The organism is Burkholderia pseudomultivorans, from assembly GCF_001718415.1.
Lineage (GTDB): Bacteria > Pseudomonadota > Gammaproteobacteria > Burkholderiales > Burkholderiaceae > Burkholderia > Burkholderia pseudomultivorans_A.
In genome coordinates this window covers 3958466-3981469 of record NZ_CP013378.1, presented here as the reverse complement: position 1 = coordinate 3981469, position 23004 = coordinate 3958466, and the positions used below count along the sequence as shown (strand labels likewise).

Here is a 23004-nt window from a genome sequence, read left to right as displayed (position 1 = left end):
GAGGTCCGGCCCGGCCTCACGCCACTTACGAATACGGAATTCAGATGGACGACAATACTTCCGATCTCTTCGCCGGGTCCGACGCACCCGGGGCCGATGCGCTGACGCTCGGCAACTACGCGGAGCAGGCGTATCTCAGCTACGCGGTCAGCGTCGTGAAGAGCCGCGCGCTGCCGGACGTGTGCGACGGCCAGAAGCCGGTGCAGCGCCGCATCCTGTTCGCGATGAACGAAATGGGCCTCGGCCCGGACGCGAAGCCGGTGAAGTCGGCGCGCGTGGTCGGCGACGTGCTCGGTAAATACCACCCGCACGGCGACCAGTCGGCGTACGACGCGCTCGTGCGTCTCGCGCAGGACTTCTCGCTGCGCTATCCGCTGATCGACGGGCAGGGCAACTTCGGCTCGCGCGACGGCGACGGCGCGGCGGCGATGCGTTACACCGAAGCGCGGCTGACGCCGATCTCGAAGCTGCTGCTCGACGAGATCGACCAGGGCACGGTCGATTTCATGCCGAACTACGACGGCTCGTTCGAGGAGCCGAAGACGCTGCCGAGCCGCATGCCGTTCGTGCTGCTGAACGGCGCGTCGGGGATCGCGGTCGGTCTCGCCACCGAAATCCCGTCGCACAACCTGCGCGAGGTCGCGGCGGCGGCGGTCGCGTTGATCCGCAATCCGAAGCTGTCGCACGCGGAGCTGATGAACCTGATCCCAGGCCCCGACTTCCCCGGCGGCGGCCAGATCATCTCGAGCGACGCCGAGATCGCGGCGGCCTACGAAACGGGCCGCGGCAGCCTGAAGGTGCGCGCGCGCTGGAAGATCGAGGATCTCGCGCGCGGCCAGTGGCAGCTGGTCGTCACCGAGCTGCCGCCGAACACGTCGGGCCAGAAGGTGCTCGAGGAAATCGAGGAACTGACCAACCCGAAGCTCAAGCTCGGCAAGAAGACGCTGACGCCCGAACAGCTCAACACGAAGAAGGCGATGCTCGACCTGCTCGACGCGGTGCGCGACGAGTCGGGCAAGGAAGCGGCGGTGCGGCTCGTGTTCGAGCCGAAGTCGCGCACGATCGACCAGACCGAATTCGTGAACTCGCTGCTCGCGCACACGAGCCTCGAGTCGAACGCGACGCTGAACCTCGTGATGATCGGCGCCGATGGCCGGCCGGGCCAGAAGGGGCTGCTGACGATCCTCGACGAATGGGTGAAGTTCCGCCAGCAGACGATGACGCGCCGCTGCCGCCATCGTCTCGGCAAGGTCGACGACCGCATCCACATCCTCGAAGGGCGGATGATCGTCTTCCTGAATATCGACGAGGTGATCCGCATCATCCGCGAGTCGGACGAGCCGAAGGCCGCGCTGATGAGCGCGTTCGGCCTGACCGAGCGCCAGGCCGACGACATCCTCGAAATCCGCCTGCGTCAGCTCGCGCGGCTCGAGAAGATCAAGATCGAGAAGGAGCTCGAGGCACTGCGCGACGAGAAGGCGAAGCTGGAAGACCTGCTCGCGAACGACAACGCGATGAAGCGGCTGATGATCAAGGAGATCGAGGCCGATGCGAAGCAGTATGGCGACGATCGCCGCACGCTGATCCAGCAGGAAAAGCGCGCGACGTTCGAGGCGAAGGTGGTCGACGAGCCGGTGACGGTCGTCGTGTCGCAGAAGGGCTGGGTGCGTGCGCTGAAGGGCCACGGGCTCGATCCGGCCAGCTTCTCGTTCAAGGCCGGCGACAGCCTGTACGCGGCGTTCCAGTGCCGCACGCCGGACCGGCTGATCGCGTGGGGCAGCAGCGGCCGCGTGTACTCGGTCGACGTGTCGGTGCTGCCGGGCGGGCGCGGCGACGGCGTGCCCGTCACGTCGCTGATCGAGCTCGAATCGGGCTCGCACCTGATGCACTACTACGCGGCGGCGGCCGACCAGCCGCTGCTGCTCGCGTCGAGCAACGGCTTCGGCTTCATCGCGAAGGTCGGCGACATGGTGAGCCGCGTGAAGGCCGGCAAGGCGTTCATGACGATCGACGCGGGCGCGGTGCCGCTCGCGCCGATGCCGGTGCTGCCGAACGCGACGCAGGTCGCGTGCCTGTCGAGCGGCGGCCGGCTGCTGGTGTTCGGCATCGACGAGATGAAGACGCTGTCGGGCGGCGGCCGCGGCGTGACGCTGATGGCGCTCGACGACAAGGAAACGCTCGTGCAGGCGCTCGCGATCGATCCGGCGGGCGTCGTGCTGATCGGCACCGGTCGCGGCGGCAAGGTGCAGGACGAGACGCTGTCGTACGCGGGCCTCGCGCCGCATGTCGGCAAGCGTGCACGCAAAGGCCGTACGCCGGACACGAAGCTGAAGGTCGTCAACGAGCTGCGTCCGCTGCTCGGCTGAGCCGGCGCGCAGCCGCCGGCGTCGAAAGCCGCACGTTCGCCTCGGCGGATGTGCGGCTTTTTTGCATGGCGCGCGTGGCGCGATGACGACACCGTCACGCACCACTTGCAAAATATTGTGAAATCGCGCGCAGGGCTTGAACCGCGCGGCGGCGCGCGGGTCGAACGTCGCTTGATGCCGCGTGCATCGCGCCGGTTCGTCGCCGGCGCAGCCGCGTTGCCGCTTCCACTCGTCACAGGATCGTCGCCATGTCCCATGCCGTTGCCGTCGCGCTGTTTCTTCATCTGCTGGCCGTCGCCGTGTGGGTGGGCGGGATGGTGTTCGCGAACTTCTGCCTGCGTCCCGCGCTGTCCGACCTGTCGCCGCAACTGCGGCTGCCGCTGATCGAAGGCGTGTTCAGCCGCTTCTTCAACTGGGTCGCGGGCGCGGTGATCGTGATCCTGCTGTCCGGCGGCATGCTGCTGATGCAGTTCGGCGGCGCGCATGCGACCTGGCCGCTGCACGCGATGGCGGGCCTCGGCGTCGTGATGATGCTGATCTTCGGCCACATCCGGTTCGCGCTGTTCCCGCGCATCCGGCGTGCGGTGCAGGCGCAGAACTGGCCGGACGGCGCGCGCGCGGTGAACGGCGTGCGCCTGCTCGTCGTCGTCAACCTGGTGCTCGGCGTCGTGACGATCGGCGCGGCGGTGTTGTCGCGCGGTTTCTGACGCCGGGGGCGAGGAGGCCGCTTGGCCGATCGCGGGTCGAATGCCGCGAAGGTGGCGAAGCGGTTATCCCGACGAATGCGCCACACGCAATGACGTGGCGCTCGCCGCCGCCGCGCCTATGCGGCCAGCATTGCGTCGAGCAGCCACGAACCGGCCGGCCCGAGCGGCCGGTTGCGTGACCATACCGCATCGACCCGCACGCGGCGCGGCCAGCCGCGTGCGCGCAGCTCGCACAGGCGCTCGCGCGCGAAGTGCTCGACCATCCAGCGCGGCAATTCGGCCCAGCCGAACCCCAGCACCGCCATCTCCAGCAGCATCAGGTAGCTCGGCGCAAGCCAGCGCTGCGTGCCGACGACGATCCGGCTGTCGTCGCCGCGGCCTTCCGGTTTCACGTAGGTATTGAGGCGCAGTTCGCGCGCGTCGCGCAGCGCCGCGTGCGGCACCTCGGCGTCGCCGTATCCGGCCAGCGCGTGCGTGCGCCCGACGAACAGCCCGATCTCCGATTCTTCCGCCACCGTCGCCGCACCGATGTCGGCCGGGTAGGTTGCGCGCGCGGCCATCAGGCCGAGCTGGGCGCGCCCTTGCTGGATCAGGTCCAGCACGTCCTCGTGCTCGGCGATCTGGCATTCGAGTTCGAGCGCCGGAAAGCGCTGCTCGAGCGCCTGCAGCGTTTCCTCGTAGCGCTTCGACTGATACGTGTCCGACACGACGAGCGTCAGCCGCGCTTCCTCGCCGCCGGCGAGCCGCGCGGCGGTGCGGTCGATTGCCGCGCCGGCCTCCAGCGCACGCTGGACCTGCGGCAGCAGCGCGCGCCCGGCGTCGGTCAGCGTCGGCGTGCGCGTCGAGCGGTCGAACAACTGCACGCCGAGGTCGATCTCGAGGTTCGCGATCGCTTCCGACACGGTCGACTGGCGCTTGCCGAGCTTGCGCGCGGCGGCCGTGAACGAACCGAGCAGCGCGGCCTCGGTGAACGCGAGCAGGGCTTCGGGAGCGTGGCGCATGCGCGGTCCTTTGCGGTTTATATCGGTAAAACCGATGATAACAAACTGGATCAATCCGGTTTTACCGATCAGAATGGCCGACATCCCCGCAATCCACGTATCGGAGAGAACCATGAAACAGACGAACAAAACCATGACGGAACGCCTCGCGCACGCGCTGACGTTCGAACTGGTCGCGATCGCGCTGTGCGCGCCGGTCGGCGCATGGCTGCTCGACATGCCGGTGGCGCACGTCGGCGTGCTGACGGTGATGGTGTCGCTGATCGCGATGGCCTGGAACATGACCTTCAACACGCTGTTCGACCGCTTCGAGCGGCGTGCGGGCTTGTCGCGCACGCTCGGCGTGCGGATCGTGCATGCGGTCGTGTTCGAGCTCGGCCTCGTCGCGATGGTGGTGCCGCTTGCCGCCTGGTGGCTGAACGTGGGACTCGTCGAAGCGCTGCTGCTCGACCTCGGCCTCGTGCTGTTCTTCCTGCCCTATACGTTCTGCTTCAACCTCGCGTACGACACGCTGCGGGCACGCTGGCTCGCGCGCCGCGTCGCGGCGCAGGCCGGTTGACGTCGATCGGCGCAGAAGCGGGGCGACTGCCGCCGCTCAGTGCGCGGCGGCCAGCAGCCATGCGCCGCACGCCATCGCGACCGCGCCGTAGACCGCATACACGGGCACCTTGAAGCGCGCAAAGCACAGCGTGGCGAACGCGCCGGTGAGCCAGTAGACGGGATCGGCCGGCTCGCGATGCAGGATCTTCACGACGGCGACGACCAGAAAGCCCGTCGTCGCCGCGCGCAGCAGGCGCATGCCGTGCTCGAAGCGCGAATGGCGCTTGAGCCGCAGCAGATGGCGCTGCGCGAACACGACGAGGCAGCCGGACGGAATGAACAGCGCGGCGGTCGCGAGCAGCGCGCCGACCCAGCCGTCGGTCAGGTAGCCGAGAAACGGCACGACGTTCAGCAGCGGCCCCGGCGATACCGGCGACAGCGCAAACGCGAGCGTGAAGTCGCGATCGGAGATGCCGGTGGCCGGCGTGACGAACAGCGTCTTCAGCACGGGCAGCGCGGAAAAGCCGCCGCCGAACAGCGTCATCCCGGCGCCCGCGAGCCGCGGCCACAGCAGCGTCGTCTGGTAGTCGCCGGGCAGCGGCAGCGCGAACAGCGCGACCAGCACGGCGAGCAGCACGAGCAGGTTGCGGTCGCGCTTCGACAGCGTGAAATCGACCGCGTCGCGCTGCGTCGGCCCGGTCAGCCAGCCCGCTGCAAACGCAGCGAACAGAATCCCGACGAAAGCGGCCGGACTATGCGCGAAAGCGAGCAGAATCGTCGACAGCGCAGCGATCGCCTGCTCGCGCCGCGTGCGCGCCAGCGTGCGCAGCTGCCTGACCCACGTGACGCCGATCAGCGCGGCGAGCACCATCCCGAAGTGATTGAGCAGCATCGGCGCCGCGAGCGCACGCACGAGCGGCGTGCGATAGAAGGTCGCGAACAGCGTCATCAGCACGAAGAACGGCAGCACGCTCGCGATCCCGGCCACCCATGCGCCGGCGCGGCCGTGCAGCGTCTGCCCGACCTGCACCGCGACATTGCAGCCGACCGGCCCCGGCACGAGCCATGCGAGCGCGACGAGATCGCCGAACACGTGCGGCTCGATGCGCTGCAGCCGCTCGACATAATGGCGTTCGAGCTGCGCCATCATCGACAGCCCGCCCCACGAGATCGCGGAAATGCCGGCGACGACCTTGAACAGCGCCCACAGGGACGCCCGTCCGACATGCTCGGTCGTTTCGACTTCGATGGTGGTCGCCATGATTGTGTGGTGGCCGGGAGGCCGGATCTCGCGCGTCAGAAAATGCCGGCGGCCCGCCGACACGATTGCCCTCCCGATTGTCCCCCGCGCACGATGACACTGCCATGCGCGAAAACGCTAGTAAATAAACTAAACAACAAGATCGGAAGCCGAAACAATCGGGACGGCGGCATACGTCGCACGCCGCGCGCGGACGCGTTCAGGCGCTCGCGTTGCCGGTCGCGCGGTGCGGGATCGACGGGCGATCGCCGCGCACGCCATAGCGCGCGATCAGTGCGGGAATCGCGTCGGCCGGCACCGGGCGCGAGAACAGGAAGCCTTGCGCCTCGATCTCGCCGAGCGCGGACAGCCACGCGATCTGTTCCTCGGTCTCGGTGCCTTCGACGACGACCGTCAGCCCGAGCGAGCGCGCGAGATGCACGATCGACGCGACCATCACGCATACGCTGCGATCGTTCGGGATCGCCTGCACGAACGAGCGATCGACCTTCAGCGTGTCGACGGAGAAGCGGTGCAGGTACGACAGCGACGAATAGCCGGTGCCGAAATCGTCGAGCGCGATCCGGATGCCGAGCTTTTTCAGCGCGACGATCTTCTCGGACACGAGCTCCGGATACTCCATCATCGCGGTCTCGGTGATCTCGAGTTCGAGATGGCTGGCCTCGATGCCGGTTTCCTGCAGCGTGCGCGAGATCGTCTCGATCAGGTCGCCGCGCCAGAACTGCACGGGCGAGATATTGACGGCAAGCGTCAGCGTGTCGTGGCCTTCTTCGTGCCAGCGCGCGATCTGCCGGCATGCGGTGCGGATCACGAAATCGCCGATCGGCACGATCAGGCCCGTCGATTCGGCGATCGAAATGAATTCGTTCGCGGAGATGATGCCGTGCTCCGGGTGGTCCCAGCGCGCGAGCGCCTCGAAGCCGGTGATCGTGCGGTGTGCGAGGTCGATCTTCGGCTGGTACGCGAGGAACAGCTGCCCCTCGGCGAGCGCGACGCGCAGCTGCTGCTCCCAGCGCATCAGGTGATCGGCGCGATGCGACAGGTGCGGCGCATAGAACTGATAGCAGTTCTTGCCGGCGTCCTTCGCGCTGTACATCGCGAGATCGGCCTTCTTCAGCAGGTCGATCTCGCTTTCGTTCGCGACGGTATGCAGCGCGATGCCGATGCTCGCATGCAGCACGAACGAGCTGCCGCGCACGTCGAACGGCTCGCCGAACATCCGGATGATCGCCTCGGCGAGCCGCACCGCGCGCCGCTCGACGTCGTCGCCCTTCATCACGACGACGAACTCGTCGCCGCCGATGCGCGCGAGCGTGCCTTCGTCGCCGACCGCGTCCGACAGGCGCGACGCGGTCATCTGCAGCACGATGTCGCCGGCGTTGTGGCCGAGCGTGTCGTTGACGGTCTTGAAGTTGTCGAGATCGATGAACAGCAGCCCCAGCCGCGACAGGCTGGCCGGCGCCGACACGTCGTTGCGCAGCCCGCGCAGCGTCGCGTAGCGGTTCGCGAGGCCGGTGAGCAGGTCGTATTCGGCGAGCTGGGTCATCTCGCGCTCGCGGCCGAGCAGCTTGCCGATCAGGCCCGTCGCGACGCCGAAGAACGCGAGCATCGCCAGCGTGATGAAGCTCGTCATCAGCAGGTAGACGTTGCGCGTGTGGTAGTAGTCCGCGTATTCCTCGGTCTGCGACAGCCCGACCATCACCGCGAGCGGATAGCCGTCCAGATGGCGGTACGACACGATGCGCGTCACGCCGTCGATCGGGTCGATGATCGTGCCGGTCACGCGCTCGGCGATCGGGTAGACGCCCGATGCGGAGAACGCGCCCGGCGCATTGCTGACCGAACCCGTGCGCCGCGCGAGCACGGTGCCCGTGTCCGACACCACCGCGATCACGCCTTCCTTGCCGATCGCCGCGTTGTTGTAGAAGTCGTTCGTGAAGTAGCTCGGGTCTTCCGACACCACGACGATGCCGGCGAAACTGCCGTCCGGATTGTTCAGGCGCCGCGTCATCTGCAGCGTCCAGTGGCTCGACACGCGGCCGAGCACGGGCTTGCTGATGTAGAGGCGGTCGTCGTTGTGCGCGAGGTGGACCTTGAAGTGCTCGCGGTCGGACAGGTTGATCGGCTGCGGATGGGTCTCGGCGGTGTTCGCGAACAGGATGCCCTTCGCGTTGACGAGCGAGACCTGGATCAGCGTGTCGCTCGGCACGACGCCTTTCTCGACCGCGCTCGCGAGGTTGAAGTGCGCGGGCGACTTCTCGAACTCGAACTTGACGAAGCGCGTGATCTGGTCGACCTGGTGGATCGCCTTGACCGTGTGCTGTTCGAGCGCGGACGACAGGATCGCGGCGGACGCGGCGGCTTCCTTGTACGCGCTGTCCTTCTCGACCGACAGCCGCGCGATGATCACGGCCCACAGCAGCGCCAGCGCGAGCATCCCGAGCAGCGGGATCGCGAACAGCGCGCGCCGGCGCGACTTGCGCGGCGTACGCAGCGGTCGGGGCGGCGACGGATGGGAGGACCGGGCGGAGCTCATCGAAAAGGGCGGCGTCCTGCTCGCATACGCCATCCTTCTGGATGGCCGGCTAGGGGTGGGGGCGCTCCGGCGTCCGTTCGTACGCAGGACGCGCAACCATGGACAGACCTCCGAAGCAACGGATTAGGCCCGATATTACTGGCTGGAAGGCTTTTGCGATAGCTAGGGTCTGTTTACATGCTGCATGCGGGGTTCGCATGGATTCCCGATGGCGCGCTATCGGCGGCAGTGGAGGGGCGCCGGTCGAGCCGGCGCCCGCGCGCAGCGTCAAACGTCAGGCGGGCGCCTGGAACGTGCCGTCGACGACCGTCACGACGTGGCCGCCGATCCAGGTCGTGCCGTCGTCGTCGTAGCGGACGAAGATGCGGCCGTCGCGGCCGATCGCGGTGCCCTGGCGGGCCGTGTACGACGTGCCGGGACGGCGCTGCTGACGCGTCAGCAGCCCGGCCAGCGCGGCGTTCGCACTGCCGGTGACCGGATCCTCGCCGACGGGGCCGAACGCGTCGCCCGTCATCAGGCAGCGGATTTCGAACGTGGCGGGGCCGCCGTCGGCGTGCGGCCCATAGGCGGCGAGGCCGTGCGCGCCGTAGCGGTGCACGATCGCCGCCAGCGCGGCCGGATCGGGCGTGAGCCCGACGCAGGCATCGGCCGACGTCAGCCGCACGACGAGCCAGGGCGCGCCGTTGTCGACCGCGCACGGTTCGGCGTCGAAGTCGATCGCGTCGCTGCGCAGCGCGGCGGCCAGCGCCGGGTAGTCCGACCGCTCGACCGGCGTGACGCGTGCCGGCGGCGCGGCGAACGCCCAGCCGTCGGCCTGCTCGCGCAATGCGACCCGGCCGACCCCGCACTGCTGGATCAGCCGCCCCGGCGTGCGCGGCCGCGCGCCGCTCTCGAGGAACGCGTGCGCGGTGCCGAGCGTCGGATGGCCGGCGAACGGCAGTTCGCCGCCCGGCGTGAAGATTCGCACGCGGTAGTCGGCTTCCGGATCGGTCGGCGAGCAGACGAACGTCGTTTCCGACAGGTTCGTCCAGCGGGCGATCGCGAGCATCGCGTCGTCGCCGAGCGAATCGGCGTCGAACACCACGGCGAGCGGATTGCCCTTGAACGGCACCGACGTAAACACGTCGACCTGCTTGAAACGCACGAGGCGGCTCGTCATCGCGACGCGCCCGTTACGCGACTTCGGCGATCAGTTCGATCTCGACGCACGCGCCGAGCGGAATCTGCGCGACGCCGAACGCCGAACGGGCATGCTTGCCCGCGTCGCCGAACACGTCGGCGATCAGTTCCGACGCGCCGTTCGTCACGAGGTGCTGCTCGGTGAAGTCGAGCGTCGAGTTGACGAGGCTCATCAGCTTGACGATGCGCGTGACCTTGTTCAGGTCGCCGGTGTGCGCGTGCAGCGTCGCGAGCAGGTCGATCGCGATCGCGCGCGCGGCGGCCTTGCCGTCTTCGGTCGTCAGGTCGGCGCCGAGCTTGCCGGCCCAGACCTTGCCGTCCTTCTTCGCGATATGGCCCGACAGGTAGACCGTGTTGCCGCTTTGCGCGCTCATCACGTAGGCGGCGGCCGGTGCGCCGGCGGTCGGCAGCTCGATGCCGAGCGATTTCAGTTTGTCGTAGACGTTAGCCATGTGTTCGATTCCTCGTAGAGAGTCGTGACAGGGAAAAAGGGGGATCAGAGACGCTCGCGGATCAGCTTGCCGAGGCGCGCGACGCCTTCCTCGATCTTCTCCGGCGGCACCGTCACGAACGACAGGCGCAGCGTGTTCTGCTGCGCGTCGTTCGCGAAGAACGGCGCGCCCGGCACGAACGCGACGTGGTTGTCGACGGCTTCGGCGAGCAGCTTCATGCTGTCGATCTGCGCGGGCAGGTTCACCCAGATGAACATCCCGCCTTCCGGACGGTTCCACGTGACGCCCTCCGGCATGTGACGCGCGAGCGAGCCGAGCATCGCCTCGCACTGCGCGCCGTACAGCTGGCGGATCGTCGGGATGTGCTCGTCGAGGAAGCCGTCCTTGATCACTTCGTGCGCGATGCGCTGCGTCAGCGTCGGCGTGTGCAGGTCGGTGGCCTGCTTGGCCTGCACCAGCTTGAAGTGGAGTTCCTCGGGCGCGATGATGTAGCCGATCCGCAGGCCCGGCGCGAGCACCTTCGAGAACGTGCCGAGGTGCACGACGTGGTCGGGCGCCATCGACAGCATCGTCGGCAGCGGTTCGCCCTGGTAGTTGAGCGCGCCGTACGGGTCGTCCTCGAGCACCGGGAACGGGCTCGTCTGCGCGAACGCGGCGAGCGCGCGGCGGCGCTCGACCGGCAGGCGGCGGCCGGTCGGGTTCTGGAAGTTCGGCTGCGCGTAGAGCAGGCGCGCGCCCTGCGTCAGCGCGGGCGTGAGGCCTTCGGGCAGCAGGCCCTGCTCGTCGGTCGGCACCTGCACGTAGCGCGGCTCGTACAGCGAGAACGACTGCAGCGCGCCGAGGTAGGTCGGCGTTTCGACGAGGATCGGGCTGCCCGGATCGACGAGCGCCTTGCCGAGCAGGTCGAGCGCCTGCTGCGAGCCGGTCGTGACCAGTACCTGCGACACGCGCACGCTGTAGCGCTCGGCGATCCACTCGCGCAGCGGCAGGTAGCCTTCGGTCGCGCTGTACTGCAGTGCCGCGGCCGGCGCGTCGCGCAGCACGCGGTCGGCCGCCGCGCGCATGCGCTCGGCCGGGAACGTCGCGGGGGCGGGCAGGCCGCCGGCGAACGAGATGACCTCGGGGCGCTCCGTCACCTTCAGGATCTCGCGGATCGCCGAGCTCGTCAGCTTGCGGGCGCGTTCGGAAAGCTGCCAGTGCGGCGGGTGCAGGTCGCTCGGATTCATAGTCTCCTCGTTCGGGTATCGTGGTCAGTCAAGAAAGGTCGGTCGGGCAGACCGCTTCGCGGCGGCCGGGTAGGCGCGCCGGAACGCGATCGAGCCTTCGCGGCTGGGTGGGCAACACCGATCAGGCAAAACAGCCATTATGGCGCACCTGTTCAGCCGGCGCGAGCGGGACGCGGGGCCGTGGCCACCGCCGAGCGCCGCCCGAGCATCACCGTCGCGATCACCGCGGCCGCGAACAGCCATGTCGACGGCGTCACCGTTTCGCCGAACAGCAGCGCGGAAAAGGCGATCGTGAAGAAGATCTGCAGCAACTGCACCTGGCCGACGCGCGCGGTGCCGCCCATCGCGAGGCCCGCGTACCACGCGAAGAAGCCGATGAACTGCGAAAAGAGGGTCACGTAGCCGAACGCGAGCCAGGTGCGCAGCGCGAGCGGGCCCGGGTGCGCGGCATGCTGCAGCCACGCGAGCCAGCCGACCGGCAGCACGAGGACCGGCGCGGACACCACGAGCGCCCAGCAGATCACCTGCCAGCCGCCGATCTGGCGCGCGAGGCGCGCGCCTTCCGCATAGCCGAGCGCGCCGATGCCGACCGCGACGAGCATCAGCGCGTCGCCGGCCTGCAGCGTGCCGCCGCCGTCGCGCAGCGCGAACGCGATCACGAGCGCGCTGCCGGTCACCGCGCTGATCCAGAACGCCTTCGACGGCCGTTCGTGCGACAGCCAGGCCGCATACAGCGCGACGAACAGCGGCTGCAGCCCGTTGACGACCGCGCCGTGCGAGGCGGGCACGGTCTTCATCGCCCACGCGGAGAACACCGGATACGCGACGATCACGCCGGCCGACACGACCGCGAGGCTCTTCAGCTGCGCGCGCGTCGGCAGCGCTTCGCGACGCCACCAGAGCAGCAGGCCGGCCGGCACCGACGCGGCGAGCGCGCGGCCGAGCCCGTTGAGCAGCGGATTGAGTTCGGACACGACGATCCGCGTCATCGGCAGCGTCAGGCTGAAGATCATCACGCCGATCAGGCCGAGCAGCATGCCCCGGGTTTCGCGCGAATTCATGTCGTGGGTGTCTCCGTATCGTCGGGTAGGTGAGTCGGGGGCGTTCAGCGCAGCGTGCGCGGACCTTGCGGTGTATCGAATTCGGCGACCAGCGCGGGCGGGCCGTCGCCGGCCTCGAGGTCGAGCAGGTGCGCGGCGCCGAGCCAGTCGAGCTGATCGCGAATCGCGTCGGCGCGCGGATGGCGGCCCTTGAGCGCCTTCAGCGCGACGCCGTCGTGCGGCAGCGATTCGGTCGGGTGGCGAGCGCTGTCCCACTGGATCAGCGACGGCAGCAGGCCGTCGCCCGCGCCCTGCCAGGCCGGAAACGCGCCGTCGTCCGGCACCGTCAGGCCCCAGCTCAGGTCGCCGCGCCGCATCGCGACCACGCGCGGGATGCGCGTCGGATACTGGCTTTGCCAGAGCGCAAGCTGGCGCGGACGCTCGACGCGCGCGACCCAGTGCGCGAGGAACGGGCCCTGCGCGAGCCGTGCGTGCATCGTCGGATCGTCGAGCGCGAACAGCCGCGCACGCGGCGGCGCGGCGGCATTGTCCGCGTCGCGCGCATCGGGATCGATCGCGATCACTTCGAGGTACAGGCCGCCCCACACGCCGAACAGCGCGTTATGGGTGCGCATCAGCGGATGGCGGCCGCCGCCGGCCGGTTCGATGCCGAGCGCGTCGGCGACGTGGCGCACGCCTTCGTCGAGCGTGCGCGCGGCAATCACGAGATGGTCGAGTGTCAGGGAACGGGCTGGCATGAGCGTCGGACGAGAAAACGAAAGTGTCATGGCGGGCGGACCGTCTGCCGGACCGGCCGGGGCGCGGGCGCCGCAGCCGCCGTGGCGGCGCGGCGACGCGCAGGCGCGCGCCGCACGGCCGCCATTTCGGTCAACTGTAATCGTGCGCACCGGCACAGTAACGGTACAATCGCCTCGATAGCTTTCGGTACAGTTGGAGTCGCCGCCCATGTCCACCGTCCCTCTTGCCCAGATTCCCGCGCCGCACGACACCGCCACGCTGACGCTGGTCGACCAGCTCGTCCAGTGGGCGCGCCGCCGCATCGACGAGCGCGTGTTCCGGCCCGGCATGCGGATGCCGTCGATCCGCAAGCTCGCGCTCGACAAGAGCGTCTCGCGCTTCACCGTCGTCGAGGCGTACGAGCGCCTCGTCGCGCAGGGCTACCTCGATTCGCGCCGCGGCTCGGGCTTCTACGTACGCGAGCGCACGGCCGGCCCGCAGCCGGTGCCCGACGGCGTCGTGCGCGTGGCCGAGGCCGCGCCCGTGCACAACACGATCGACGTCGTCTGGCTGCTGCGCAACATGCTGCATACCGCCAGCCCGGAAAAGGGGCCGGGTCTGGGCTATCTGCCGGGCCGCTGGCTCGACGGCGAGCTGATCACCGGCGCGCTGCGCGCGCTCGGGCGCCAGTCCGGCGCGCAGATGATCGGCTTCGGCACCGCGCAGGGCTTCCTGCCGCTGCGCCAGCAGCTGCAGACGCGGCTCGCGGAAGTCGAGATCGGCACGACGCCCGAGCAGGTCGTGCTGGTGTCGGGGATCACGCAGGCGATCGACCTGATCGCGCGCATCTACGTGCAGCCGGGCGACGCGGTGATCGTCGGCGATCCCGCGTGGTTCCAGATGTTCGGCCGCTTCGCCTCGCAGGGCGCGCAGCTCGTCGGGATGCCGTACACGCCCGACGGCCCCGATCTCGACGCGCTCGAGACGCTCGTGCAGATGTGGCGGCCGAAGATGCTCGTGATCAACTCGGTGCTGCAGAACCCGACCGGCACGTCGCTGTCGGCCGCGCAGGCGTTCCGGATCCTGAAACTCGCGGAGCAGTACGACTTTCTCGTCGTCGAGGACGACGTGTACGGCGACCTGTGCCCGCCGAGCTATCCGGCGACGCGGCTCGCGAGCCTCGACCAGCTGAAGCGCGTGATCTATCTCGGCAGCTATTCGAAGACGCTCGCGGCGAACCTGCGGGTCGGCTACGTCGCGTGCGCGCCGGAGATCGCGAAGGCGATCACCGACCAGAAGATGCTGGTCGGGATGACGACGCCCGAGCTCAACGAGCGCGTGCTGTACAAGATCCTGACCGAGGGGCATTACCGGCGGCACGTCGAGCGGCTGCGCGCGCGGCTCGACGGCGTGCGCGACAAGACCGCGCGGATGCTCGAGCGCACCGGGCTGAAGCTGTTCGCGATGCCGGCGGCCGGCATGTTCCTGTGGGCCGACACGGGCGTCGACTCGGACGCGCTCGCGGCCGCCGCGCACGAGGAAGGCTTCCTGCTGACGCCGGGCAGCCTGTTCTCGCCGCAGCAGTCGCCGTCGACGTGGACGCGCTTCAACGTCGCGAACTGCGGCGATCCGGCGCTGCCGGGGTTTCTCGCGCGCTATATCGACTCGGCCGTGCGGCGCGCGTCGTGACGCTGCTGCGGCGGCTCTTGAAATCGCCGGCGCGATCCCCAGATACCCGCGCAAGCCGCGTGCGCCACGCGGCGGTTCGACCGGCACCGGCATCGCGCGCCGGGCGCCCGCGCCACACCATTCAAGTTCAAGTAAGAGGAAACAGCATCCATGGCACACGAAACGATGAGCTTTCAGGCAGAGGTCAAGCAACTCCTCCACCTGATGATTCATTCGCTCTACAGCAACAAGGAAATCTTCCTGCGCGAACTGGTGTCGAACGCGTCCGACGCGGCCGACAAGCTGCGTTTCGAGGCGCTCGCGGACAACGCGCTGTATGAAAACGATCCGAACCTGCGCATCCGCATCGGCTACGACAAGGCCGCGCGCACCATCACGATCGACGACAACGGCATCGGCATGAGCCGCGACGAGGCGATCGCGAACCTCGGCACGATCGCGCGCTCGGGCACCAAGGAATTCTTCACGAAGCTGTCCGGCGACCAGCAGAAGGATGCGGCGCTGATCGGCCAGTTCGGCGTCGGCTTCTACTCGGGCTTCATCGTCGCCGACAAGATCACCGTCGAGACGCGCCGCGCGGGCCTGCCGGCGAGCGAAGGCGTGCGCTGGGAAAGCGCGGGCGAGGGCGATTTCACGATCGACGCGATCGAGCGCGCGCAGCGCGGCACGACGATCACGCTGCACCTGCGCGAAGGCGAGGACGAGCTGCTGTCGTCGTACCGGCTGAAGTCGATCATCCAGAAGTATTCCGACCATATCGCGCTGCCGATCCTGATGCAGAAGGAAGAGTGGGATCAGGAAAAAGGCGAGATGGTCCTGAAGGACGAGGACGAGACCGTCAACCAGGCGAGCGCGCTGTGGACGCGTGCGAAGAGCGACATCACCGACGAGCAGTACACGCAGTTCTACCAGCACATCGCGCACGACCACCAGGATCCGCTCGCCTGGACGCACAACCGCGTCGAGGGCCGCAGCGAATACACGCAACTGCTGTACGTGCCGTCGCATGCGCCGTTCGACCTGTGGAACCGCGACTATCGCGGTGGCCTGAAGCTGTACGTGAAGCGCGTGTTCATCATGGACGACGCCGAGCAGCTGCTGCCGCAGTACCTGCGCTTCGTGAAGGGCGTCGTCGATTCGGCCGACCTGCCGCTGAACGTGTCGCGTGAAATCCTGCAGGAAAGCCGCGACGTGAAGGCGATCCGCGAAGGCGTGACCAAGCGCGCGCTGTCGATGCTCGAAGAGCTTGCGAACGCGGAAGACGATGCCGGCAAGGAGAAGTACAAGACGTTCTGGAGCGCGTTCGGCCAGGTGCTGAAGGAAGGCCTCGGCGAGGATCACGCGAACCGCGAGCGCATCGCGAAGCTGCTGCGTTTCGCGTCGACGCATGGCGACACCGCCGCGCAGGACGTGTCGCTGGCCGACTACGTCGCGCACATGAAGCCCGAGCAGACGAAGATCTACTACGTGACGGCCGACACGTGGCAGGCCGCGAAGAACAGCCCGCATCTCGAAGTGTTCCGCAAGAAGGGCGTCGAGGTGCTGCTGCTGACCGATCGCGTCGACGAATGGATGCTGTCGTTCCTGCACGAGTTCGACGGCAAGCCGCTGGCGAGCGTCGCGCGCGGCGACCTCGATCTCGGCGAGCTGAACGACGACGAGAAGAAGGCGCAGGAAGCGGCGGGCGAGGCGATCAAGCCGGTCGTCGAGAAGATGAAGGAAGCGCTCGGCGACAAGGTGAAGGACGTGCGCGTCACGTTCCGCCTGACCGATTCGCCGTCGTGCCTCGTCGCGGACGACAACGACATGAGCGGCTATCTGCAGCGGATGCTGAAGGCGGCCGGGCAGAATGCGCCGGCGATGCAGCCGATCCTCGAAATCAATCCCGAGCATGCGCTCGTCAAGCAGCTGAAGGCCGACAGCGCCGATTTCGGCGACTGGTGCCATCTGCTGTTCGATCAGGCGCTGCTTGCCGAGGGCGGGATGCTCGACGATCCGGCGAGCTTCGTGAAGCGGACCAACGCGCTGCTGCTGTCGCGCGCGGCGTGAACGCACGCATGCGATTCGACGGCGGGCAGGCGGGCTGGCGCGAGACGCCGCGGCCCGGCTGCACGATCGATCAGCGCGACTGGCTGACGCGCGGCGGTTCGCTGACCGCGCATCTCGCGCGGCTCGGCCGCGTGAGCGTGCGCGTGACGCGCGAGTCGGTCGACTGCCCGTGGTTCGACGAGCATGCGGCGGTTGCCGCTTCGCCGCGCGCGCCGATGTGGGTGCGCGAGGTGATCCTGTCGGTGGACGGCACGCCGTACGTCGCCGCGCACAGCATCGCGCCGCTCGCGGCGAGCAAGGGCGTGTGGCAGGCGATGCGGCGGCTGCGCACGCGGCCGCTCGCCGAGCTGCTGTACAGCGATCCGCAGGTCGAGCGCTCGGCGCTCGTCAGCCGCCGCGTGATCGCCGGGCATCCGCTTTATGCTCTTGCGAGCCATGCACTCGGCGGCGCGCGGGCGCCGCATGCGTTTGCCGCGCGGCGCTCGGTGTTCCAGCGTCATGGCGAGCCGTTGATGGTGACCGAGTGCATGCTGCCGGCGCTGTGGCGGCATCTCGACGCGCATGGTGACGGGCCGCGCTCGGGCGGGCCGGGCGTCGTAACGGGAGCGGCGATCGCGCAATGAACAAGCGTTGCTTTCCGCCGGTCGTCGATGCGAACACGCGGATATTGATTCTCGGTAGCCTGCCGGGCGAGCGATCGTTGGCCCTTCGTCAATACTACGGACATCCGCAAAACAAGTTCTGGTCCCTGGTCGGCGAAGTGATCGAGCGCGATCTGGTGGGCATGAGCTATCCGGCGCGTCTCGATACGTTGCTCGAACACCGGATCGGCTTGTGGGACGTCGTTGCCGAGGCGCGTCGTATCGGCAGTCTCGATAGCCGCATACGCGATCACGCCAGCAACGATCTGGTCGCGCTGATCGATACCTTGCCGAATCTGACCACCATCGCCTTCAACGGCGGCACGGCAGCCAAAATCGGAATGACGGCGCTCGGTGACGACGGCTCCCGGTATCGATTGCTCCGTCTGCCGTCGAGCAGTCCCGCCTATGCTTCGATCTCGTATGCGGAAAAACTGGCCGTCTGGCGGCAGCTACGACTGTTGAATTGATGCGTCCAAGCCTGCCGTGCCGTCAGGCAGCGAAGACAACTTCGATGTGTCCTTCGGCTTCCGGATGACGGTCCGGCCCCACGACGATCTGTACGTCGCGCCCGAGCTTGGCGAGACAGTCCAGCATCTTTGCTTCGCTCACGCCGCGAAACTGCCCGCGCAGCATGTTCGACAGCTTGGGTTGCGTCATGCCCAGCAACCGGGCCGCGTGCTGCTGCGTCCATTTCCGCGCCTTGATGATCTCCGCGATCTTGGCGGCGAGTTGAGCCTTCACGCGCATTTCTTCGGCATCGGGCATGCCGAGGTCCGCGTAGACGTTGCCGCTGCCCGGTTCGATTTCGATCATCACTTTTCTCCCATTGCGTGTGCTTCGGCTGCCTTCAGACGCTCGCGAACCAGATCGACGTCCGGCTTCGGCGTAGCGATACCGCTGGACGATTTCTTCTGAAAGCAGTGCAGCACATAGACGGCGCTACCCAGTTTCACCGTATAGACGGCACGATACGTGCCGTTGTCCTCCGACTCCACGACCTCGAGCACGCCGGCCGATCCAAAGCCCCTCAACGGTTTGGCCTGATCGTGCTTTCTTCCCGTCTGGGCCAGATACAGCGCGTAGCCGAACGTGTCCTGCACCGCTTCGGGCATCGCTTTCAAATCCTTGCGTGCCGAGCCGAGCCAGTAGAGCGGTTTGGTGTACGGAGCCATCGATGAATTTATACCCATTTATGTATATTTGCAACCGTGACGCACGGAAAAAGCAGTTCGGTCATGCGGACCGTTGCGGTGGGTCACGTCGTATGCCGAACAGATCGGCATGGGCATTTTTGTCGTCAGCCAAGAGCCGGGGCAATTCGGCCGTTCGGGAGATATCGATACGGGAGCGACTGAGCGGTCCCTGAGGTTTCGAGGACGATGGGACGCAGCGCGCCGGAAACGGAACAGGCAGGTCGAAATGGCTTGCTGCGCGCGGGGCAAAAGGGGGCCGAGCGACCGCCTCCGCGTGTCCGATTGCAGCCCGAATTGCACGCGTTGGCGTACGACGCGTTACTCGTCCTTCCCCCATCGCCATTTCGGCTTTTCGCCTTTCGCCCAACACACGATCGTGAGCGCGACCACCAGACCCACGACGCATGCTGCGAATGCGAGCGGCGCCTGGGCCGGCGGAAAGCGCCGCGAACTCGCGACGAGGCCGAGCGCAAAGAGCAGCAGGACCACCCAGCCCTGCCATGCGACCGGCAGTCCCCATCCCCATCCGTAGCGTTTGGCCGGAAACCAGATCTTCCTGTTGGTCGAGGTCATGCGATCTCCCTTCGCGTACCGATCGTTCGACGAAGCTCGACAGCGTTTCGCCTTCCTGAAGGACGCCTTCGGCGGCGCCGCCCAGTTCGGGTTCGATCTGCCCTGACGGAAAAGGGCGGTTTTCATCATGGCCCTCGTTCGAGCGCGATTGCGATGCATTGTCGATCACCATACCTGCGCTCGCAAGTCGGCCGACCGGAGCCGCGCAATCCGTCCGGCGCAGGCGACGGGCGCCGCCAATGCTATCCTCTCGTCCGCCAAAACCAGCTTCATCGAGCGAGATTCATACATGACCCGACTGATCAAGCGCGCATCCGCCGAGGCGCGCGCGTTCAAGCGCAACCAGCCGTCCGCATACAACGGCTCCGAGAAACTGCAACCGCCGCGCGTGAAGCGCCGCAGCGAGCTCGACGAGCACGACGACGTGCCCGTGCTCGAAGCGCCGCGCAAGCCGCGCTTCGCGCCTGTCACGTTCTCCGAAGAGCGCGGCGTGCGCTTCCTGCATTTCGGCACCGAATGGGTGCAGGGCGCGATGCGGATCTCGAAGCCGCTGCATATCGAGCTCGAATACGCGCAGCAGATGATGGCGTGGCTGCTGTTCCTCGAAACCCCCGAGCGGATCGTCCAGCTCGGCCTCGGCACCGGCGCGCTGACGAAGTTCGCGCACCGCTTCCTGCCGCGCGCGAAGGTCGAGGCCGTCGAGCTGAACCCGGCCGTGATCGTCGCGGCGCGCACGATGTTCGCGCTGCCGCCCGACGATGCGCGCCTGGTCGTGCACGAAGCCGACGCGTGGGACTTCGTCAACGATCCGGCCAACCGCGGCACGACGGGCGCGCTGCAGATCGACCTGTACGACGCGACCGCGCGCGGCCCCGTGCTCGACAGCGTCGCGTTCTACCGCGCGGTGCGCGGCTGTCTCGCCGACGCAGGCATCGCGACGATCAACCTGTTCGGCGACCATCCGAGCTTCGTGCGCAACATGAAGCACTTGAACGCCGCCTTCGATCACCGCGTGATCGCACTGCCCGAAGTGCACGACGGCAACCGGATCGCGATCGCGTTCTCGGGCCCCGCGCTCGACGTGCCGTTCGAACAGCTCGACGCGCGCGCGAAGCTGATCGAGGACACGCTGAAGCTGCCCGCGCGCAAATGGGTGAAAGCTTTGAAAGAAACGACCGGCGCTCGCGGCGCGTCGTTCGCGATCTGACGCTGCATGCACCGGCCGCATGCCGGTGCAACCGCACGACAAGGGGCGGATCACCTCGGGTTCGCCCCCGCTTGACCGCATGAGCGCGGCTCCTATACTGGCGCGAAGCCAGGGGGGCTGCCGCTACCCGTTCCGCCGCTCCTCTCGCCGCCGTACCCGCTCAACAAGATCGATAACCGGGAAAGATGAGGAGACGTCATGGCTCACGATGCCGACGCCAACCGGGCCGCCAAGCGCTGGCTCTGGCTGCTGGTGCTGCCGTTGATCGCGATGGTCTGGGTGCCGTCGTACAGCAAGATCGAACCGCAATGGTTCGGGTTTCCGTTCTTCTACTGGTACCAGCTGCTGTGGGTCTTCATTAGCGCGGTGATTACCGCCTTCGTCTATTACAAGACGAAGAACGCGTGGAAGTCGAGCGGCCCGCAGGGAGGTGCGCGATGAATCTCGGCGCAACCTTCGTCTTCGTGCTGCTGTTCATCGGCGTCACGATCCTCGGTTTCCTGGCCGCGAACTGGCGGCGCGGCGATCTCGCCCATCTCGACGAATGGGGCCTCGGCGGCCGCCGCTTCGGCACGATCGTCACGTGGTTCCTGCTCGGCGGCGACCTCTACACGGCGTACACCTTCGTCGCGGTGCCCGCGCTCGTGTTCGGCGCCGGCGCGATGGGCTTCTTCGCACTGCCTTACACGATCCTGATCTATCCGTTCGCGTTCGTCGTGTTCCCGAAACTGTGGAGCATCGCGAAGCGGCACGGCTACGTGACGGCCGCCGACTTCGTCAACGCGCGCTACGGCAGCCGCATGCTCGCGCTCGCGATCGCGGTGACCGGCATCGTCGCGACGATGCCGTACATCGCGCTGCAGCTGGTCGGCATCGAGGTCGTGATCGGCGCGCTCGGCTTCGACACGACGGGCTTCGTCGGCGACCTGCCGCTGATCATCGCGTTCGCGATCCTCGCCGCGTACACGTACACGTCGGGGCTGCGCGCGCCGGCGATGATCGCGATCGTCAAGGACATCCTGATCTACATCACGATCGCGGCAGCCATCATCGTGATTCCGGCGAAGCTCGGCGGCTTCGGTCACATCTTTGCGAGCGTGCCGCCCGCGAAGCTGCTGCTGAAGGCGCCCGACGCGGCGAACCTGAACGGCTACAGCGCCTACGCGACGCTCGCGCTCGGCTCGGCGCTCGCGCTGTTCCTGTATCCGCACTCGGTCACGGCGATCCTGTCGTCGTCGTCGGGCAACACCATTCGCCGCAACATGGCGATGCTGCCCGCGTATTCGTTCGTGCTCGGCCTGCTCGCGCTGCTCGGCTACATGGCGCTTGCGTCCGGCGTGAAGGACATGCCGCAGTACGCGCCGTACTTCAAGGCGTTCGGTCCGAACTTCGCGGTGCCTGCGCTGTTCCTGAACTACTTCCCGTCGTGGTTCGTCGGCGTTGCATTCGCGGCGATCGGGATCGGCGCGCTGGTGCCGGCGGCGATCATGTCGATCGCGGCCGCGAACCTGTACACGCGCAACATCCATCGCGAGTTCGTGAATCGCAACATGTCGCACGAGCAGGAAACGCATGTCGCGAAGCTCGTGTCGCTGATCGTCAAGGTCGGCGCGGTCGCGTTCATCCTCGGCCTGCCGCTGACCTACGCGATCCAGCTTCAACTGCTCGGCGGGATCTGGATCATCCAGACGCTGCCGGCGATCGTGCTCGGCCTCTATACGCGCGTGCTCGACCATCGCGGCCTGCTGGTCGGCTGGGCGGCCGGCATCGTGTGCGGCACGTGGATGGCGATCTCGCTGAAACTGGCCGGCTCGATCTTCACGATCCACCTGTTCGGTCTCGCGATTCCCGGCTATGCGGCCGTGTGGTCGCTGATCGTGAACCTCGTGGTGTCGGTGGTGGTGAGCGTGCTGGTGCGCGTGATGGGCATCGCGCATGCGGAAGATCGCACGCGGCCCGAAGACTATCTCGACGTGGTCGAAAGCTGACGAAGGCCGCGCGGCCGGCCCATGAAAAAGCCCGCCACGGCAACGTGGTGGGCTTCGTTTCTTCGCGTCATCCCTGTGCGCGCTGCACCAGTTCGTCGCGTTGCGACAGGTCCTCGACGTTGACCATCCAGTGCACGCCGAAACGATCCTTGGCCATCCCGAAACCGAGCGCCCAGAACGTCTTGCCGAACGGCATCGTCACCTCGCCGCCGTCGGCGAGCGCGTCGAACAGCTTCTTGCCTTCCTCGACCGTGGCCGGGTTCAGCGACAGCGAATAGCCGGCGTGCCGGGCGCCCGCGGGCTGGCTGCAATCGCCGTCCGAGCACATGATCATCGAGTCGCCGATCGTGAAGCTCGCGTGCATCACCTTGTCGGCCATCTCGGGCGTGATCGGGTGCTCCGCGTTCGGCGGCGCATCCTTGAAGTGCATCTTGAACATCGTCTTCGCGCCGAGTGCCTTTTCATAGAACCGAAGGGCTTCGTCGGCCTGGCCGTAGAAGGTCAGGTACGGTTGGACTTGCATTGCTGTCTCCTGTGGTCCGGGTCGGCATGCTGGCGCCGGCTCGGTTCATGCAAGGTTGACGGGGAAGGGACGCGCCGGGAGCGGCCTGCGTA

The 23004-nt window shown here is 67.5% G+C and carries 22 protein-coding genes; 10 read left to right on the top strand and 12 right to left on the bottom strand.

Annotated features, from left to right (window positions below; all coding sequences use genetic code 11):
• Nucleotides 1–44: 44 nt before the first annotated feature.
• Nucleotides 45–2366, top strand: a complete 2322-nt coding sequence (gene parC / locus WS57_RS30700; RefSeq protein WP_040127924.1) for a DNA topoisomerase IV subunit A — start codon at nt 45–47, stop codon at nt 2364–2366.
• A gap of 248 nt (nt 2367–2614) precedes the next feature.
• Entirely contained in the window at nt 2615–3073 is a 459-nt protein-coding gene (locus WS57_RS30695) for a CopD family protein (protein WP_009691819.1), read from the top strand.
• A 116-nt stretch (nt 3074–3189) separates the two neighbouring features.
• Here WS57_RS30695 and WS57_RS30690 read toward each other — a convergent pair whose 3' ends face one another.
• Complete coding sequence (locus tag WS57_RS30690) at nt 3190–4074, bottom strand: LysR family transcriptional regulator (protein ID WP_009691818.1); 885 nt, start codon at nt 4072–4074, stop codon at nt 3190–3192.
• A gap of 112 nt (nt 4075–4186) precedes the next feature.
• On the opposite strand from WS57_RS30690, the gene WS57_RS30685 reads away from it, so the two are divergent.
• Nucleotides 4187–4633, top strand: coding sequence for a multidrug/biocide efflux PACE transporter (locus tag WS57_RS30685; RefSeq protein WP_009691817.1), 447 nt, complete (start codon nt 4187–4189; stop codon nt 4631–4633).
• Nucleotides 4634–4669: 36 nt separating this feature from the next.
• Here the strand turns inward: WS57_RS30685 and WS57_RS30680 are convergent, their stop codons facing one another.
• The 7 genes from WS57_RS30680 to WS57_RS30650 form a co-directional block, all read right to left on the bottom strand.
• Nucleotides 4670–5875: a chromate transporter gene (locus tag WS57_RS30680; RefSeq protein WP_009691816.1), complete on the bottom strand. Its 1206-nt coding sequence runs from the start codon at nt 5873–5875 to the stop codon at nt 4670–4672.
• 199 nt (nt 5876–6074) lie between these two features.
• Complete coding sequence (locus tag WS57_RS30675) at nt 6075–8411, bottom strand: EAL domain-containing protein (protein WP_059479071.1); 2337 nt, start codon at nt 8409–8411, stop codon at nt 6075–6077.
• A gap of 274 nt (nt 8412–8685) precedes the next feature.
• Nucleotides 8686–9570, bottom strand: coding sequence for a PhzF family phenazine biosynthesis protein (locus WS57_RS30670; RefSeq protein ID WP_059479072.1), 885 nt, complete (start codon nt 9568–9570; stop codon nt 8686–8688).
• 13 nt (nt 9571–9583) lie between these two features.
• Nucleotides 9584–10042, bottom strand: coding sequence for a RidA family protein (locus tag WS57_RS30665; RefSeq protein WP_059519593.1), 459 nt, complete (start codon nt 10040–10042; stop codon nt 9584–9586).
• Nucleotides 10043–10086: 44 nt separating this feature from the next.
• The gene (locus WS57_RS30660) at nt 10087–11268 is read right to left on the bottom strand and encodes a PLP-dependent aminotransferase family protein (RefSeq protein ID WP_059479073.1); all 1182 of its coding nucleotides are present in this window, start codon (nt 11266–11268) and stop codon (nt 10087–10089) included.
• A gap of 152 nt (nt 11269–11420) precedes the next feature.
• On the bottom strand, nt 11421–12329 hold the full coding sequence (locus WS57_RS30655; protein ID WP_059519591.1) for a DMT family transporter: 909 nt from the start codon (nt 12327–12329) through the stop codon (nt 11421–11423).
• A gap of 44 nt (nt 12330–12373) precedes the next feature.
• On the bottom strand, nt 12374–13066 hold the full coding sequence (locus tag WS57_RS30650) for a VOC family protein (RefSeq protein WP_059601321.1): 693 nt from the start codon (nt 13064–13066) through the stop codon (nt 12374–12376).
• A gap of 208 nt (nt 13067–13274) precedes the next feature.
• On the opposite strand from WS57_RS30650, the gene WS57_RS30645 reads away from it, so the two are divergent.
• The 4 genes from WS57_RS30645 to WS57_RS30630 all read left to right on the top strand — a co-directional run bounded on the left by WS57_RS30645 (nt 13275) and on the right by WS57_RS30630 (nt 17895).
• Nucleotides 13275–14735: a PLP-dependent aminotransferase family protein gene (locus tag WS57_RS30645; protein ID WP_069245259.1), complete on the top strand. Its 1461-nt coding sequence runs from the start codon at nt 13275–13277 to the stop codon at nt 14733–14735.
• 150 nt (nt 14736–14885) lie between these two features.
• Nucleotides 14886–16784 (top strand): molecular chaperone HtpG, encoded by a 1899-nt coding sequence (gene htpG / locus WS57_RS30640; protein WP_069245258.1) that lies wholly within the window; start codon nt 14886–14888, stop codon nt 16782–16784.
• Between the two features lie 8 nt (nt 16785–16792).
• Nucleotides 16793–17407: a chorismate--pyruvate lyase family protein gene (locus WS57_RS30635; protein WP_059479203.1), complete on the top strand. Its 615-nt coding sequence runs from the start codon at nt 16793–16795 to the stop codon at nt 17405–17407.
• The gene (locus WS57_RS30630) at nt 17404–17895 is read left to right on the top strand and encodes a DNA-deoxyinosine glycosylase (RefSeq protein WP_069245257.1); all 492 of its coding nucleotides are present in this window, start codon (nt 17404–17406) and stop codon (nt 17893–17895) included. Before WS57_RS30635 ends, WS57_RS30630 begins: the two co-directional genes overlap by 4 nt.
• A gap of 22 nt (nt 17896–17917) precedes the next feature.
• On the opposite strand, the gene WS57_RS30625 is transcribed toward WS57_RS30630, so the two are convergent.
• The 3 genes from WS57_RS30625 to WS57_RS30615 all read right to left on the bottom strand — a co-directional run bounded on the left by WS57_RS30625 (nt 17918) and on the right by WS57_RS30615 (nt 19194).
• A complete protein-coding gene (locus tag WS57_RS30625) occupies nt 17918–18241 on the bottom strand; it encodes a helix-turn-helix domain-containing protein (RefSeq protein WP_009688335.1) in 324 nt (107 codons plus the stop codon).
• On the bottom strand, nt 18241–18618 hold the full coding sequence (locus WS57_RS30620) for a type II toxin-antitoxin system RelE/ParE family toxin (RefSeq protein ID WP_069245256.1): 378 nt from the start codon (nt 18616–18618) through the stop codon (nt 18241–18243). Before WS57_RS30620 ends, WS57_RS30625 begins: the two co-directional genes overlap by 1 nt.
• A 321-nt stretch (nt 18619–18939) precedes the next feature.
• Nucleotides 18940–19194 (bottom strand): hypothetical protein, encoded by a 255-nt coding sequence (locus tag WS57_RS30615; protein ID WP_009688334.1) that lies wholly within the window; start codon nt 19192–19194, stop codon nt 18940–18942.
• Between the two features lie 289 nt (nt 19195–19483).
• On the opposite strand from WS57_RS30615, the gene WS57_RS30610 reads away from it, so the two are divergent.
• From WS57_RS30610 to mctP, 3 genes are all read left to right on the top strand, one after another.
• On the top strand, nt 19484–20401 hold the full coding sequence (locus WS57_RS30610; RefSeq protein ID WP_069245255.1) for a spermidine synthase: 918 nt from the start codon (nt 19484–19486) through the stop codon (nt 20399–20401).
• Nucleotides 20402–20599: 198 nt separating this feature from the next.
• Entirely contained in the window at nt 20600–20842 is a 243-nt protein-coding gene (locus tag WS57_RS30605) for a DUF3311 domain-containing protein (protein ID WP_009688332.1), read from the top strand.
• Nucleotides 20839–22389: a monocarboxylate uptake permease MctP gene (mctP, locus tag WS57_RS30600; RefSeq protein WP_040127912.1), complete on the top strand. Its 1551-nt coding sequence runs from the start codon at nt 20839–20841 to the stop codon at nt 22387–22389. The genes WS57_RS30605 and mctP overlap by 4 nt, the downstream gene beginning before the upstream one ends.
• A 67-nt stretch (nt 22390–22456) precedes the next feature.
• Here the strand turns inward: mctP and WS57_RS30595 are convergent, their stop codons facing one another.
• Complete coding sequence (locus WS57_RS30595; protein WP_040127911.1) at nt 22457–22912, bottom strand: VOC family protein; 456 nt, start codon at nt 22910–22912, stop codon at nt 22457–22459.
• Nucleotides 22913–23004: the final 92 nt, after the last annotated feature.